Raw genomic sequence first — 16,817 nt, forward strand, 5'->3', positions numbered from 1 at the left:
CGCACTCAAATCGGACTATCCCGTACGGATAAGACATAAAAAAGGGGACTGACTAACTTTTGGCGTTAGCAGTCCCCGTCTTATTTTAATCCTATCGGATTATGAATTTACAACTTTATTTTCCTTTTCACTCTTTTTTACCTGGGTAACGATTTCCTGCTTTTCTTTATCAAAGTCGACAACAATTATGTCTCCTTCTCCTACAGAAGCACGAATAATCATTTCTGCCATTTCGTCTTCCAGATATTTCTGGATAGCACGTTTTAGAGGACGAGCTCCAAACTGAACATCATAGCCTTTGCTTGCAACAAAGTCTTTTGCCGCATCTGTAAGTTCCAATGAATATCCCAAAGCAGCAACACGTTTGTATAAGCCTTCCAGTTCGATATCGATAATCTTATGAATAGCTTCCTTGTCAAGCTGGTCGAACATGATGATGTCATCTACGCGGTTCAGAAATTCAGGAGCAAAAGCTTTATTCAATGCTTTCTGAATTACACTGCGTGAAAAATCTTTATCCGGTTCGCCGGCAGCTTGTGAGCTGAAACCAATACCACGGCCGAAATCTTTCAACTGGCGTGTACCTATATTAGATGTCATGATCAGAATCGTATTCTTGAAGTCGATTTGTCTGCCCAAGCTATCAGTCAAACGACCTTCGTCCAGCACTTGCAACAGCAAGTTAAATACATCCGGGTGTGCCTTTTCTATTTCATCCAGCAAGACTACAGAATAAGGTTTACGACGCACTTTCTCTGTCAACTGTCCGCCTTCTTCGTAACCTACATATCCCGGAGGCGCTCCGATAAGTCTGGATACGGCGAATTTTTCAAGATATTCACTCATATCGATACGAACTAAAGCGTCTGCAGAATCGAACAGGTACTCAGCCAGTTTCTTGGCAAGGTGAGTTTTACCGACGCCTGTCGGACCCAGGAACATGAATGTACCGATTGGTTTATTCGGATCTTTCAAGCCAACGCGGTTTCGCTGGATAGCTTTGACAATCTTTTGCACGGCATCATCCTGACCAACGACTTTCTTTTTCAGGTTTTCACCCATTTCAAGCAGCTTTTGGTTCTCTGCTTTTGCTATACGCTGTACAGGAACGCCGGACATCATGGCAACAACTTCAGCGACTTTATCTTCATCCACCGTTTCCCGATGCTCTTGTAATTCCTGTTCCCATTTACTTTTAGCAGCTTCCAGTTGCAACAGATACTGACGTTCCTTATCACGGAAACTGGCTGCAAGTTCAAAGTTTTGCGATTTCACGGCAGCAAGTTTTTCTGTCTTTGTCGCTTCAATCTTTGCTTCCAGTTCTTCTATACTTTTCGGTACGGTAATATTAGATATATGTACGCGGGAACCGGCTTCATCCAAAGCATCTATCGCTTTATCCGGGAAATTACGGTCGCTGATGTAACGTTCTGTCAATTTGACACAAGCTTTTAATGCATCTTCCGTATAAATTACGTTGTGATGTTCTTCATACCGTTCCTTGATATTCTTCAGTATCTGCAACGTTTCCTCCGCAGTAGTCGGGTCTACGATTACTTTCTGGAAACGACGTTCCAAAGCACCGTCTTTCTCGATGTTTTTACGATATTCATCAAGTGTTGTAGCACCGATACATTGTATTTCTCCACGGGCTAAAGCCGGCTTTAACATATTGGCCGCATCCATTGAACCTGAAGCCGAACCAGCCCCGACAATCGTATGGATTTCGTCAATGAAAAGGATAATGTTCGGGTTCTTGGACAATTCATTCAGTATAGCCTTGATACGTTCTTCAAACTGTCCGCGGTATTTTGTGCCGGCAACGATGGATGCCATATCCAGACTGATAACACGTTTATCAAACAATACGCGTGATACTTTACGCTGGATGATACGCAGTGCCAGGCCTTCTACTATAGCAGATTTACCAACACCAGGTTCACCGATTAATACAGGATTGTTCTTTTTACGACGACTCAGGATTTGAGCCAAACGCTCTATTTCCTTTTCACGCCCTACAATCGGGTCTAAACGATTCTCGGCTGCAGCACGAGTCATATCCGTTCCGAAATTATCCAATACAGGAGTATCATTCGAAGATTTGGGTTGAGCACCGCCGGAAGAGGAGCGAGGGGTGTCCTTACGAGAGGAGAATTCTTCATCTTCATCCTCGTCGTCATCGGTATATCCGTCACTTATTTCTTCGGCTTCGCTAAATTCTTCGATACGGTTCAAGCCTGTTCCACTTACCAGATAATTATATACGTCGCGGTAACTGATACCTGCATTATTTAAAACTTTGGCTGCCACGTTATATTCTTCTTTCAGAATGGCAAGAAGGAGATGTTCCGTTCCGGTTTCTTCTTTTTTGAATAAACGTGATTCCAACATACTCATACGGAGTACGCGTTCTGTCGTTTTGCTTATGGCAATCTCATGCTGGACAGGGGACTCAGCGTCAAATGTATTCTTAATTTCTTGTTCAATTTTCTTTTTTATATCCCATTCGTCTATATTCAGATCACGCAGTGCCTGTACGGCCTTGCCTTCACTTTCACGAATAATCGCAAGCATTAAGTGTTCCGGTCCTATATAACTGTTTTGAAGCCTTGCTGCTTCTTCACGGCTATATTCAATGACGTCCATTAATCTCTTTGAATAGTTATTTTTCATATTTATAATATAATGTACTGTGACAATGCAAAAATAATAAACTCTCTGTATTATATAAACAAATTCCGTGCCATTATTCCTTAATAAAAACGTAAAAGCCCGAAGGGTTAAAATTTCAGCTCAAAAACTTTCGTGATAAACGGAAAACCCTTACCTTAGTGCACTTTTTAAAAGATGAGATATTGAGTGTAATAAATATAAAACTAAATGGTTGATCAAGACAGAATTATTAAGATTAACATCGAGGAGGAAATGAAATCTGCATACATTGACTATTCAATGTCTGTAATCGTTTCGCGTGCCCTTCCGGATGTTAGGGATGGTTTCAAACCCGTTCATCGTCGTATTTTATTTGGAATGAACGAATTGGGAAATACATCCGACAAACCTTATAAAAAATCTGCAAGAATTGTTGGTGAAGTTTTAGGTAAATATCATCCGCATGGCGACTCTTCCGTCTATTTTGCGATGGTTCGTATGGCACAGACCTGGTCTATGCGTTATACGTTGGTCGACGGACAAGGAAACTTCGGTTCTGTAGATGGTGACAGCCCTGCTGCTATGCGTTATACGGAAGCAAGATTAAGCAAGGTTGCTGAAGAAATGCTCCGGGATATTGACAAAGATACGGTAGACTTCCAGTTGAACTTTGATGATACACTGAAAGAACCGACCGTATTGCCTACCCGTATTCCTAACTTGCTGGTGAATGGGGGATCCGGTATTGCCGTAGGTATGGCTACAAATATGCCGACTCATAACCTTACTGAGGTTTTGGATGGCTGTATAGCTTATATTGATGCTCGTGGTGATATTGAAGTCGAAGGCTTGATGGAGTATATTAAAGCTCCGGATTTTCCTACAGGTGCTACAATCTACGGATATGCCGGGGTAAAAGACGCTTTCGAAACGGGTAGGGGACGTATCATCCTGCGCGGTAAGGCTGAAATAGAAGTTGAAAATAATCACGAAAAGATAATCATCACAGAAATACCTTATCTTGTTAATAAGGCAGAGTTGATTAAAAACATTGCCGAACTGGTTAATGAGAAACGTATCGACGGTATTTCCAATGTAAATGATGAGTCCGACCGCAGCGGTATGCGCATTGTGGTAGATGTAAAAAGAGATGCAAATTCCAGCGTCGTTCTGAATAAACTTTATAAGTTGACTGCTTTACAGTCTTCTTTCAGTGTAAATAATATTGCACTGGTTAACGGACGTCCTAAGTTGCTTAATCTTAAAGATATTATCAAAGCGTTTGTAGACCATCGCCATGAAGTGGTAATCCGCCGTACTAAATTTGAATTGCGCAAAGCTGAAGAACGTGCTCATATTTTAGAAGGTTTGATTATCGCATCCGATAATATCGATGAAGTAATTGCAATTATTAAATCGTCTAAGAGTCCGAATGAAGCTATTGAGCGTCTGATGGAGCGTTTCTCTCTTTCAGAAATTCAGTCTCGTGCCATTGTAGAAATGCGCCTTCGCCAGTTAACCGGACTGGAACAGGATAAATTGCGTGCTGAATATGAAGAAATCGAAAAATTGATTGCTTATTTGAAGGGGATTCTTGAAAATGATGATCTTTGTATGCAGGTCATTAAAGATGAACTTTTGGAAATAAAAGATAAATTTGGAGATGAACGTAAAACAGATATTGTTTATGCTTCAGAAGAATTGAATCCGGAAGATTTCTATGCGGACGATGAAATGATTATCACCATCTCCCATATGGGATATATCAAACGTACTCCATTGAGCGAGTTTCGTGCGCAAGGTCGCGGAGGAGTAGGAGCTAAGGGTTCTGAAACACGTGATGAAGATTTCGTAGAATATATCTATCCTGCATCTATGCATGCCACCTTATTAATATTCACTGCCAAAGGTAAATGTTATTGGCTGAAGGTTTTCGAAATACCGGAAGGAGCAAAAAACGCAAAAGGCAGAGCTATCCAGAATTTATTGAACATAGAACCGGATGATAAGGTTAATGCATTTATACGTGTGAAGAAATTAACAACCGATACTGATTTCATTAATTCACACTACCTATTATTCTGTACAAAGAAAGGTGTTATCAAGAAAACATTGCTTGAAGCATATTCACGTCCTCGCCAAAATGGAGTAAACGCTATTACTTTGCGTGAAGACGATGGTTTGATTGAAGTATGTATGACAAATGGCAACAGCGAAGTATTGATAGCGAACCGTAATGGCCGTGCTATCCGTTTCCATGAAAGTGCAGTTCGTATGATGGGACGTACCGCTTCCGGAGTTCGAGGTATGACTCTTGATGAAGATCCGAACGATGAAGTTGTAGGAATGATATGCATCAAGGATAAAGAAAAAGATAAAGAAACTGTACTTGTTGTATCTGAACAGGGTTATGGTAAACGCTCCAATATTGATGATTATCGTATAACGAATCGTGGAGGTAAGGGAGTAAAAACTATTAATATTACAGAAAAGACAGGTAAGTTAGTGGCCATCAAGAACGTTTCGGAAGAAAATGATATTATGATTATAAATAAATCTGGTATCACTATCCGTATGAAAGTTAAGGACTTGAATGTAATAGGTCGTGCCACTCAAGGAGTACGTCTGATTAATCTCGAAAAACGTAACGATGAAATAGCTTCCGTATGTAAAGTTATGTCTGAAACAGAAGAGGAAAATGTCGAAATGAAAGCTGAACTTGAAGTTCAAGAGTTACGGGAAGAAAATCAGGGAAATGAACATATTATAGGAAATACCGATTTGGATGATGTAACGGATGTTATCAACGGAGATGATGATAGCTCTAAAGATTCTGAAGAAATAATAGAAGAATAAGTTTAAACAATTAGAAATATTAATCTCAAATCACTATCACAATGAAACGAGTATTATTGACAGTTGCACTATGTGTTGCAGCATCATCTGCTTCTTTTGCACAGAAAAAAGCTGTAAATGAAGCACAAAGTATCGCAAAAAGCGATAAAGCTGATTTTGGTGAAGCCAGAACCTTAATAAAAGGTGCACTGGAAAACCCGGAAACAAAAAATGACCCTAAAACATGGTATGTAGCAGGTGTTATTGAAGATCAGCAATTTAATGCAGAAAGAACAAAGCAGATCTTAGGACAGCAACCAAATGAGCCTGTTATGTATGAAGCATTATATGGTATTCTTCCTTATTTCGAAAAAGCTTATGAATTGGATCAGCAGCCTAACGAAAAAGGTAAAATCAAACCTAAATATTCAAAAGATATTAAGAGTATCCTAAGTGCAAACCATATCTATTTGTTTAATGGTGGTGCTTATTATTTCGATCAAAGAGATTATAAGAAAGCTTACGAATTTTTCAATCAATATGTAGATATTGCTAATCTGCCTATGTTCGCAGGAACAAAAACAGCAGAAAAAGACTCTACATTTATGACTGTTCAGTTCTATGCTGCAGTTGCTGCTACTCAGCTTGGTGATTCTAAAACAGCTATTGCTGCTTTGGAACGTGCTAAAAATACAGGATATCGCCAGAATGATGTTTACCAGTATCTGTGCTATGAATATGATCAAGCTAAAGATTCTGTAAGTTTGGAAAAAACATTAGAAGAAGGTATGACTATTTTCCCTGATTCAGCTTATTATCTGAACAGTTTGATTAATATTTATATTTATTCAAACAGAAATGAAAAAGCTCTGGAATCATTGAATACAGCTATCCAGAAGAATCCAAATGATGCAAATCTTTACAATGTAATAGGTCGTGTTTACGAAACTGGTTTGAAAGATTATGACAATGCTGAAAAGAACTTTAAAAAAGCATTGGAAATAGACCCGAATTTAATTGAAGCTTTATCAAGCTTAGGTCGTGTATACTATAACCAAGGTGTAAACAAATTGGGTGAAGCTAATACAATCAATGACACTAAGAAATATCAGGAAGAATTGGAAGTTGCCAAGAACTTATTCAAGCAAGCTCTGCCATATTTCAAACAAGCTCATGATGCTAAACCTACAGTAAAGGAATACATGATCGCATTGAGAGGTATTTATTACAACCTGAACATGGGACCGGAACTGGAAGCTATCGAAGCAGAAATGAACAATAGTACTGAAGAATAAATATTTGATTATTCTAAATAAAAAAACGGAAGTAAGAGAATTTTCTTACTTCCGTTTTTTTATCCTTCATAGGAGAGATTTTATAATATTCTTAGAAGACTATTAAACATAATCGTAATTATATTTTTATTCTATATAATTCAAATAAGTTGTTTATTTGGACATTTAATTATTTACATATAAAAAATATGAGCCAGATATTTTAAGAATACCTGGCTCATAATAATTATAGTTGTATCTTTTTATTGACCTTCCATGTAATATTCAGATAATATATCTCGAACTTTTTCCGGAGTCAATCTTCCATATACTTTTCCTCCAATAGTAACAACTGGTGCTAATCCGCAAGCTCCAACACATCGCAGACAATCGAGCGAAAATAATCCGTCTGGTGTAGTTTCTCCAATTTTTATATCCAATTGCCTCTGGAACTCTTCAAGTACTTTTTCGGCACCTCTAACATAACAAGCAGTTCCCATACATACAGAAATCGGATATTTCCCTTTCGGTGTCATTGTAAAGAACGAATAAAAAGTAACTACACCATATACCCGTGAAACCGGTATATGTAAATCCGCAGCTACGATTTCTTGTACTTCACGCGGCAAATAACCAAATATACCTTGTGCTGCATGCAATATATTTATCAATTCTCCCGGATCATTATTATGTTGGGCACATACAGCTAATAACTCTTGAACCTTATTTTGTGGTAAATGTATTTTCTCCATAATTATTTTTCCTGATTGTCTTGAATAAACATATTGACAGCCTCTTTACGGTCGAAATAATGGGTATGTAATAAATGATGCGCACGGGGTCCACATGGTTCCCCGAGATATTCTGCATAGAGTTTTTGAACATACACATTTTCATGGCTTTTCCGCAGCTTTTTATTTTCATCTTCCTTGTATAAAGCCGCAGCTCTCTGCCGTAATACATCCATACGTCCCAAATGGAAAGGTTGCCCTCCTCCTCCTATACATCCTCCGGGACATGCCATAATTTCTATCGCATGATATGGAGATGTTCCGTTTTTCACTTCTTCTATCAGTTTACGGGCATTACCTAAACCATGAGCGATACCGATTTTAACAGGAACACCATCAAAATCTATTGTCGCACTACGGATACCTTGTAAGCCACGCAATTCTTCAAATTCGACTTTGGGTAAAGCTTTCTTTGTAAATACTTCGTAAGCTGTACGACAAGCTGCTTCTATTACACCACCAGTTGTTCCGAATATCACACCTGCACCAGTAGACTCTCCTAACGGATGGTCAAAATCACTATCTGGAAGTTCATTGAAGTTAATGTTGGCATAACGAATCAAGCGTGCCAACTCACGAGTATATATGGATATATCGACGTCCGGATTACCATTCACAGAAAATTCAGGACGGCTTGCTTCATATTTCTTAGCCAGACAAGGCATAATCGATACCACTACCAATTTATCGCGGCTTACTCCTAATTTCTCTGCAAAATAGCTTTTTGCAATGGCCCCAAACATTTGTTGCGGACTTTTTGCTGTAGACAAATGCTCACGCAATTCAGGAAAATGTTGCTCTACAAAACTTACCCACCCCGGACAGCAACTGGTCATTAAAGGGATTTTTACTTCTCCATCACCATTCAGATATTTGCTGATGCGTTGTAACAATTCAGTACCTTCCTCCATAATAGTCAGGTCGGCTGCAAAATCCGTATCAAACACATAATCAAAACCTAATTGGCGAAGAGCAGAGACCATTTTGCCTGTTACCAATGTTCCCGGTTCGCAACCAAAATCCCTTCCTAATGAGGTTCGTACGGCCGGGGCTGTTTGTGCAATCACTATTTTATCCGGATCAGCCAAGGCATCCAATACAGGCTGTTGCGTATTACGGCCGCTTAATGCATTTACTGGGCAGACAGACACACACTGTCCGCAATAAGAACAAGTACTACCTGCTATGTCACGTTCAAATGCAGTAGACACAGCAGCGCCAAAACCACGGTTAACCGCCGTTAATGCACCAACTGTCTGAATTTCATTGCACATCGTTTCACAACGGCGACACATGATACATTTATTCATATTCCGAATAATAGAAGGAGACTTGTCTATTGTAAAAGTAGACATTTCTCCCTTATAGCGTATTTCGCGGATACCCAAGTCATGAGCGATATTCTGCAATTCACAATATCCGTTGCTACTACAAGTCAAACATTCAGCTGGATGGTTAGACAGAATAAGCTCCATCACTGTTTTTCGTGCATTCATAACACGAGGGGTATGCGTATTTACAATCATACCTTCCGTGCATTCCGTCTTACAAGCCGGGGCAAGATTACGTCTTCCTTCCACTTCAACCACACAGATACGGCAGGCACCTGGGTTATTTTCATAATGCAAATCTTCCAGTTTCATGTAGCAAAGTGTCGGGATACGTACCCCCATTCCTTTAGCTGCATCCAGGATTGTCGTACCTTTAGGCACTTCAACCGGTCTTTTATCTATTATTAATTTAACTGTTTCCATTTTTAATTGCTGGGAATTGTATAGATTTAACGAACATAGACTGCACCGAACTTACATTTTTCGATACAAGAGCCACAACGAATACATAAATGCGGATCAATTACATGAGGAACTTTCCTGCTTCCTGTTATTGCATTAACCGGACACACACGGGCACATAACGTACATCCCATACATTTCTCCGGATTAATAAAATATTGGGTCAAATCGCGGCATTGATGTGCCGGACAGGTTTGTTCGGTTACATGTGCTAGATATTCATCATAAAAGTTATCCATAGTGGAAAGTACTGGATTCGGAGATGTCTGTCCTAATCCGCACAAAGCCGTATCTTTTATCACTTTTGCTAAATTGCGCAAACGCTCCAAATCTTCTATCGTTCCTTTTCCGGAAGTGATTTTCTGCAGTATCTCATACAGCCTTTTATTTCCTATACGGCAAGGCGCACATTTTCCACATGATTCTTCCACCGTGAAATCCAAATAAAATTTGGATACGGCAACCATACAATCATCTTCATCCATTACAATCATACCTCCGGACCCCATCATCGAACCTGCAGCCAGCAGATTATCATAATCAATCGGCAAGTCCAGATGCTTTTCCGTTAGGCAACCACCGGAAGGACCACCTGTCTGCACAGCTTTGAACTTCTTCCCGTCTTTAATTCCTCCGCCTATGCCAAAAATAACTTCACGAAGCGTTGTACCCATCGGAACCTCTATTAATCCGACGTTATTTACTTTTCCTGCCAAAGCGAACACTTTAGTCCCTTTACTTTTTTCCGTACCGATGCTACTGAACCACTCTGCTCCTTTCAATAAAATAACAGGAACATTCGCATACGTTTCTACATTATTCACATTGGTGGGACATCCTTTGTATCCATGTTCACTTGGGAATGGAGGCTTTACAGTCGCTTCACCGCGTAGACCTTCCATACTATGGATCAATGCGGTCTCTTCACCACAAACAAAAGCTCCGGCACCATAACGTATTTCAATATCAAAAGAAAAGTCTGTTCCAAAAATATTATCACCTAACAAACCATATTCCTTTGCCTGGCTAATTGCTATTTTCAGTCGTTCTACTGCTAACGGATACTCGGCACGGATATATACCAGTCCTTTGGTTGCCCCAGTACAATAACCATTAATCGCCATCGCTTCTACTATCGTGTGAGGATCTCCCTCCAAAATAGAGCGGTCCATAAATGCACCGGGATCACCTTCGTCAGCATTACATACCACATACTTCTGAGGAGCTTGTACCTTGCGGGTAATCTGCCATTTCAGACCCGTAGGGAACCCCCCCCTCCTCTTCCACGCAATCCGGAATCCATAATTTCTTTGATTACTGATTCCGGAGTCATTTCCGTCAAAGCCTTACCTAACGCTACATAACCATCGCGGGCTATATATTCGTCTATATTTTCAGGATTAATAAAGCCACAATTGCGGAGAGCTATTCGTAATTGTTTTTTATAAAAATCAATATGCTTGGAATCAGGTACCTGTTCATTTGTTTTAGGATTTACATAAAGCAAACGTTCCACTTTACGTCCTTTCACTAAATGTTCCTGTACAATCTCTTCTGCATCTTCGGGAGTTACCTGTACATAGAATGTATTATCAGGAATTATTTTAACGACTGGTCCTTTTTCGCAAAAACCGAAACAACCTGTACGAATAACCTGAACAGTATTATCCAAGCCTTTTTGCTTTACAGCCTCTTTCAAATTTTCAAGTATAAGTTCACTTTGTGATGCACGGCAACCTGTACCTCCGCACACCAGGATGTAACTACTATAATATGCCATTTGTTATTCTGGTATTAAATAAGTTATTCAGATTTAACAGTATTATATGTAATAGGAATAATATCGTCTATTAAGGCTCCGGTTTTAATATAGACTTTGATGATTTCATCCACCTTTTCTTTTTTTACATGGCCGAACACAACTGGTTCTTTTCCGGGCACTGTTACTTCTATCGTCGGTTCTGCATAACAAAAACCCATACAACCGGTTTGAGTAACCAATGCGTCTATTTTCTCACGATCCAATGCTTCTATGAAATAGTTCATAATTTCTTTGGCCCCGGCAGCAATACCGCACGTTGCCATAGAGACTTTTATTTGAACCATTTGATCTGGATTATTGCTTTTCTCTCTTATATCAAGAGTGGTACGTAATGAATCGCGCATCTTGCGTAAATCATCGAGTGTCTTTACTTTATTCATGGTTTATAATTTTTTAAGGCATATAAAATTGTATAGATAATGGTCACAAACTTACATATTTATGCTTGAATACAACAAATCCTTCTACCAAAAAATAAGAGATAGAATTCTAATATTCGTTTATTTAGTCTTCCCAAGCCCGGGTTTGCAAGACTTTCGAGTTTGGAGGTACACTATGAGTCAACCATATATTTCCTCCGATAATGGAGTTCTCCCCGATAGTAATTCGTCCCAAAACGGAAGTATTTGAATAAATAGTCACGTTATCTTCTATGATAGGATGCCGCGGAACATCTACAGGAAGCCCCTTTTCATCGAGAGTAAAACTTTTTGCACCCAAGGTCACACCCTGATACAGGCGTACATGGTTTCCTATAATTGCAGTCTGTCCGATGACTACTCCGGTTCCATGGTCTATACTAAAATATTCCCCGATTTGTGCCCCCGGATGAATGTCTATTCCTGTTTCCGAGTGTGCCATTTCCGTAATAATACGAGGGATAACCGGAACGCCCAGTTTCAATAATTCGTGGGCCGCACGCTGATGTAAAAGTGCATGAAGCGCAGGATAACAAAATATAATTTCACTGGGACTTTTTGCAGCCGGGTCGCCATCCAGAATTGCTTTGACATCTGTCGATAACAGATGCTTGACATGAGGAATTTGATTAACAAAAGCTATTGCTATTTCTGCAGCACGGCTTTTTGAATCGCAACACTGTTCTACTTCAAAACAAAGTCCATTGTATATCTGTTCCTGCAATAAATCATATATTTGTTCTAGATATACACCCATATAATATTGTATAGACCCAGCATGAGCCTCCTGCTCGTCTCCAAAGAAACCGGGGAAAATTACCATTCGCAACAGCCGTATAATCTCCTTTAATGAAGTAACCGAAGGAGATGGTTTCTGATGTAAAGGTATATATTGATATTCAGGGAGATTGACATCCGATAACTTCTTAACATTCAGCTGTATTTGCTCTAATATTTCTGTTCTGCTCATCTTTTTTAATTTTTATGTTCAAATATAGGGATAGTTACCAATAGTTGAGCAATTTTCATTTTATTTCTTGTTTATTTGACTTTTTCCAAGATATGCCCTAATTTTGAGTGATTGTTTATAGAATATACCCACAATGAATTTTTTACATTTACCTTTATGGCTCTGCCTCTTCTTATTCACGCACAGCCAAATGATGATTGCAGAAAATAATAAAATTGATTCTTTACACACGGCGGAGTATATCTCAAGTATATACATATCCGAGCCCCAGCGTGCATTACAACTATTAAATGAAGCAGAAACAGGAGAAACAATTCCTCCTAACATTCTCCATTCCTTGCGGAGTTCTGCTTATAGAAGCATGAATATGTGGAAAGCAGCTTTTAATGAAGCCAGAAAGTCATATATCCTTGATTCCGTATCTCAAGAAAATCCTCCGCTTTTATTAGAAACAACGATAGCTTTAGCTGAGTTGTCACATTTGTTGAGCCAATATAAAGAAAGTATGAGATATGCCATTCAAGGTATAACGCTAGCTCAGGAAATGGACGATGTAAAAGCTAAAAGCAAGCTGCTTTTTTGTATTGGGGAAAATAAACGGTTCTTGTCATTTAAAGAAGAAAGTTATGAATATTTCAACGAAGCGATTAAGCTTTTACAAAAGGCTGATGATTTGCTGGCAATGAGAATGCTATCTTATTTTTACGGCTTGAAAATGGGATATCTGATTGACGATGCAAAGTACAATGAAGTACAGTTTATTGGATTAGAACGTAAAAAGCTTATAGATAAAATGAAAGATATGCCAGGCATACGAGAAGGATATATAGACCAGCAATATGCTTATTTATATTCCAAACTGGTATATGCTTATTATATGGAAGGACAATATGCACAGGCTGAAGAGTCTTTCAGACAATACCGGTCAACCCACGCAGCATCGACCCCTGACGGAAGATATGACGCAGTTCCCTATCTCCTGTTTAAGAAACAATATCATGAAGTAATTGATATTTGCAACGGTTTTAAGCGGATTTTACAGAAACAAGACACCCTCAATTATCAATACAGAAGTATTTTACAAAATGAGATAAAGGCATATAAAGGACTGAATGATTATAAAAACATTGCAAGATTACGTGAATCGATTATTGCAATAACAGACAGCATTAATACCAGAGAAAAACAAAATGCAGCATTGGAATTAGATGCCGTTTACAAAGCTAATGAAAAAGATGAATATATATCCCAACAAGCTTTCCAGTTAAAAATTAGAAATATCTTCCTCCTATTCTTTATCTGTATTACATTTCTGATAACAATCTTTTTATGGAGATTATGGAAACATAACCGTATTATCAAATATAAGAATAAGATTTTAACACAACATATCAACGAACAGATTTCCACAAAAGAAGGCTACGATAAAATGTACGATGAATCTCTTTCTGAAGTAAATTCATCATCAGGCAATATGGATTCCACGGATGAAGAAAGTACAGCAGAAGAACGGGCAGAAAACAAATTAATTTTCGAGAAATTAAATAGTCTTATTATTCGCGACAAATTGTATCTATCTCCCGAGTTATCAAGAGATGATTTGTCAAGAATGGTACGTTTGAACAATGCTCACTTTGCCCGAATGATAAAAGAAAACACAGGCACTAATCTCAACGGATATATCAATAATTTGAGATTAAAATATGCTATTCTGCTATTAAAGAAACATCCGAACTACACAATCAAAGCCATCGCTGAAGATTCGGGTTTCAACAGCATGCCTACGTTTCATAATCTTTTTAAGAAAAAAACAGGTATGACTCCTTTTGAATTCAAACGTGCTCAAGAGGAACTAAAATAAATTATATATCAACTGTTTAAAATTATTTTTAATAGATTTCAAAACTATTTTTTATATCAAAGGTACTCTTGTTATATACAATCGTATCATATTGATTTTCAGTTAGATAATATTATTTTTTATAATTAAAAGTATTATTTTTTATAATTGTAGAAGATTCCAATGAACCTTTACAGGTTAAATATGTTTCCTTTGTTCTTGTAAAAATCAGAATTAAGATTAATATCATGAACAAAAAAGGTTTATCCAACAGACTTGCTAAACGAATGTCGATAACCCCTCAAGAAGCTGCTACTTTCGTGAAAGCATTTCAAGAAGAATTAGCAGGTATATTGAAAGAAGATAACTGTCTTACATTAAAAGATTTTGGTGTTTTTTCTTTATGGGGCCAGACTGAACGTTTAGGACGTAATCCTAAAACTGGCGATACTTGTATGATAGCTCCCCGATTCAGTGTCAAATTTAAACCAGGAAAAAGATTACTATCCCAATTGAATACAAAGTAGTAGCTTTTACAGCTTTGTTTTAATAAAGTATCAATAGATATTTCAGGGTGAAAATTTCATAGTAAAATAACAGCAAACAAGGAGCCGCTTATAAATCAATAAATTTCTTTCTTCAAAAAAAATAAATATAAGCGAAAATGCTGTAATCTTGAAAAGATTAACATCTTTCATTTAACATGGAGGAAAATATTTTTAATGTTTTTCCTCCATGTTGAATGGTCAATTTATGTTCCAACTTAATATTATTTAAAATTCCATTTATCGCAGTCCATAGTACTAACCCGAAGATATTCGTTTATGTAATGACTAAAAAAGTTTTTTACTCCATCATTCTCCGTAAAATATATATGGGATGAATTGTTACTATATTTATATATGATTTTTAATAATCCTATTTGATGTTCTGATAGCTGGGAACATAAAAGATTGATATAAAATTCGAATGTGTGATCAGGTGAATGGTTTTCCCAAGAATCATGTGAATAAATCTCTTCGTGCAAATATTTAATAATTATACAGAATGAGTTAGAGGCTAATAAAAAATTATCCATATAATTAGCTAAATCATGTACTTTCTAGAAGTACTCTTAACTAATTAAATGGATAACTTATAATTATAAAAAACAAAGTACGCAGGATGAGACTTGAACTCACACGCCGTAACCGGCACTACCCCCTCAAAGTAGCGTGTCTACCAATTCCACCACCTGCGCAGATGGTGCCCAGAACAGGACTCGAACCTGCACGGCTATTAACCACTCGCACCTGAAACGAGCGCGTCTACCAATTCCGCCACCTGGGCTTGTCATTACATGAAAAAAGCGATCTCATATCGCCTTTGTTATCTGAGAGAGCGGAAGACGGGACTCGAACCCGCGACCCTAACCTTGGCAAGGTTATGCTCTACCAACTGAGCTACTTCCGCGATAACGGGTGCAAAGATATAGGTATTTTTCATTTTTCCAAAACTCAAAAGCCTTTTTTTACACCCTTATTTTCCCAAGCTTCTCCATTTAAAAGCATATCTTGTTTTAAACCAGAAACTTGATATTATTTATAAAATTTACATTTTGGCTATCAATTCGCTAAAAAGAAGACTCATAATAGAGGCAGCCCGGTTTGCAGCAACAATTACATCCTCCCCATCATTTACAAAATCATCAGCAAAATGGTATCCTTCATTTGTTATGACAGACATTCCGAATACACGCAAACCGGCATGACGCGCCACTATCACCTCTGGAACCGTACTCATACCAATAGCATCGCCTCCCACCCTGCCATAAAAAGCATATTCGGAAGGCGTCTCGAAAGATGGTCCCGTAAGGCCTACATAAACACCTTTTTTCAATGGGATGTTATATTTATTCGCTATCTCCTCGACACAACGGATAAATTCCCTGTCGTATGCCCTTGTCATATCCGGGAAACGGACGCCAAACGAATCATTATTCGAACCTATCAGCGGATTAGGCATCATATTGATATGGTCGCGTATAATCATCAGGTCGCCAACCTTAAAAGTGTTATTAATTCCACCTGCCGCATTAGAGACCAACAGATTTTTAATTCCCAGCAATTTCATCACACGCACCGGGAAAGTAACTTCCTGCATGGAATACCCTTCATAATAATGGAAACGTCCCTGCATGGCAAGTACCTGCTTCCCTCCCAATTTGCCATAAATCAGGTTGCCTTTATGACCAATGGCAGTAGAATGCATAAAGTGAGGAATCTCACTATAAGGAATAATTGTAGTATCTTCAATCTTATCGGCCAACGACCCCAGACCACTTCCCAGAATAATCGCTGTTTCCGGCTGTCCAGAAATACGGGTATTCAGATAATCGGCAGCTTTCCGGTATCTCTTATTCATTTCATTTGTGTCCATCTT

The 16,817-nt window shown here is 38.3% G+C and carries 10 protein-coding genes, 3 tRNA genes and 1 pseudogene; 4 read left to right on the forward strand and 10 right to left on the reverse strand.

The window, feature by feature from the left end:
• Positions 1 to 99 precede the first annotated feature (99 nt).
• A complete protein-coding gene (locus tag ACGE0T_RS09055; RefSeq protein WP_459190144.1) occupies positions 100 to 2,673 on the reverse strand; it encodes an ATP-dependent Clp protease ATP-binding subunit in 2,574 nt (857 codons plus the stop codon).
• Positions 2,674 to 2,880: 207 nt separating this feature from the next.
• On the opposite strand from ACGE0T_RS09055, the gene gyrA reads away from it, so the two are divergent.
• Complete coding sequence (gene gyrA, locus ACGE0T_RS09060; RefSeq protein ID WP_459190145.1) at positions 2,881 to 5,508, forward strand: DNA gyrase subunit A; 2,628 nt, start codon at positions 2,881 to 2,883, stop codon at positions 5,506 to 5,508.
• Between the two features lie 41 nt (positions 5,509 to 5,549).
• Complete coding sequence (locus ACGE0T_RS09065; RefSeq protein ID WP_459190146.1) at positions 5,550 to 6,782, forward strand: tetratricopeptide repeat protein; 1,233 nt, start codon at positions 5,550 to 5,552, stop codon at positions 6,780 to 6,782.
• A 242-nt stretch (positions 6,783 to 7,024) separates the two neighbouring features.
• Here ACGE0T_RS09065 and ACGE0T_RS09070 read toward each other — a convergent pair whose 3' ends face one another.
• From ACGE0T_RS09070 to epsC, 5 genes and pseudogenes are all read right to left on the reverse strand, one after another.
• Entirely contained in the window at positions 7,025 to 7,513 is a 489-nt protein-coding gene (locus ACGE0T_RS09070) for an NADH-quinone oxidoreductase subunit NuoE family protein (protein WP_459190147.1), read from the reverse strand.
• Positions 7,514 to 7,515: 2 nt separating this feature from the next.
• Positions 7,516 to 9,306, reverse strand: coding sequence for an NADH-dependent [FeFe] hydrogenase, group A6 (locus ACGE0T_RS09075; protein WP_459190148.1), 1,791 nt, complete (start codon positions 9,304 to 9,306; stop codon positions 7,516 to 7,518).
• A gap of 26 nt (positions 9,307 to 9,332) precedes the next feature.
• A pseudogene (locus tag ACGE0T_RS09080) lies at positions 9,333 to 11,125 on the reverse strand (NADH-ubiquinone oxidoreductase-F iron-sulfur binding region domain-containing protein).
• Positions 11,126 to 11,148: 23 nt separating this feature from the next.
• The gene (locus ACGE0T_RS09085) at positions 11,149 to 11,547 is read right to left on the reverse strand and encodes a (2Fe-2S) ferredoxin domain-containing protein (RefSeq protein ID WP_459190149.1); all 399 of its coding nucleotides are present in this window, start codon (positions 11,545 to 11,547) and stop codon (positions 11,149 to 11,151) included.
• Between the two features lie 124 nt (positions 11,548 to 11,671).
• Positions 11,672 to 12,556 carry a serine O-acetyltransferase EpsC gene (gene epsC, locus ACGE0T_RS09090; protein WP_459190150.1) on the reverse strand — a complete coding sequence of 295 codons (885 nt, stop codon included), beginning with the start codon at positions 12,554 to 12,556 and terminating at the stop codon, positions 11,672 to 11,674.
• Between the two features lie 133 nt (positions 12,557 to 12,689).
• Here epsC and ACGE0T_RS09095 point away from each other — a divergent pair, with 133 nt between their 5' ends.
• On the forward strand, positions 12,690 to 14,417 hold the full coding sequence (locus ACGE0T_RS09095; RefSeq protein ID WP_459190151.1) for a helix-turn-helix domain-containing protein: 1,728 nt from the start codon (positions 12,690 to 12,692) through the stop codon (positions 14,415 to 14,417).
• Between the two features lie 227 nt (positions 14,418 to 14,644).
• Complete coding sequence (locus ACGE0T_RS09100) at positions 14,645 to 14,923, forward strand: HU family DNA-binding protein (protein ID WP_459190152.1); 279 nt, start codon at positions 14,645 to 14,647, stop codon at positions 14,921 to 14,923.
• A gap of 629 nt (positions 14,924 to 15,552) precedes the next feature.
• Here ACGE0T_RS09100 and ACGE0T_RS09105 read toward each other — a convergent pair.
• From ACGE0T_RS09105 to ACGE0T_RS09120, 4 genes are all read right to left on the reverse strand, one after another.
• Positions 15,553 to 15,636 (reverse strand) — tRNA-Leu (locus tag ACGE0T_RS09105).
• A gap of 3 nt (positions 15,637 to 15,639) precedes the next feature.
• Positions 15,640 to 15,725 (reverse strand) — tRNA-Leu (locus ACGE0T_RS09110).
• A 50-nt stretch (positions 15,726 to 15,775) separates the two neighbouring features.
• A tRNA-Gly gene (locus ACGE0T_RS09115) sits at positions 15,776 to 15,848 on the reverse strand.
• A 138-nt stretch (positions 15,849 to 15,986) separates the two neighbouring features.
• Entirely contained in the window at positions 15,987 to 16,814 is an 828-nt protein-coding gene (locus ACGE0T_RS09120) for a purine nucleoside phosphorylase I, inosine and guanosine-specific (RefSeq protein WP_459190153.1), read from the reverse strand.
• Between the last annotated feature and the right edge of the window lie 3 nt (positions 16,815 to 16,817).

This window comes from Parabacteroides sp. APC149_11_2_Y6 (assembly GCF_054506995.1).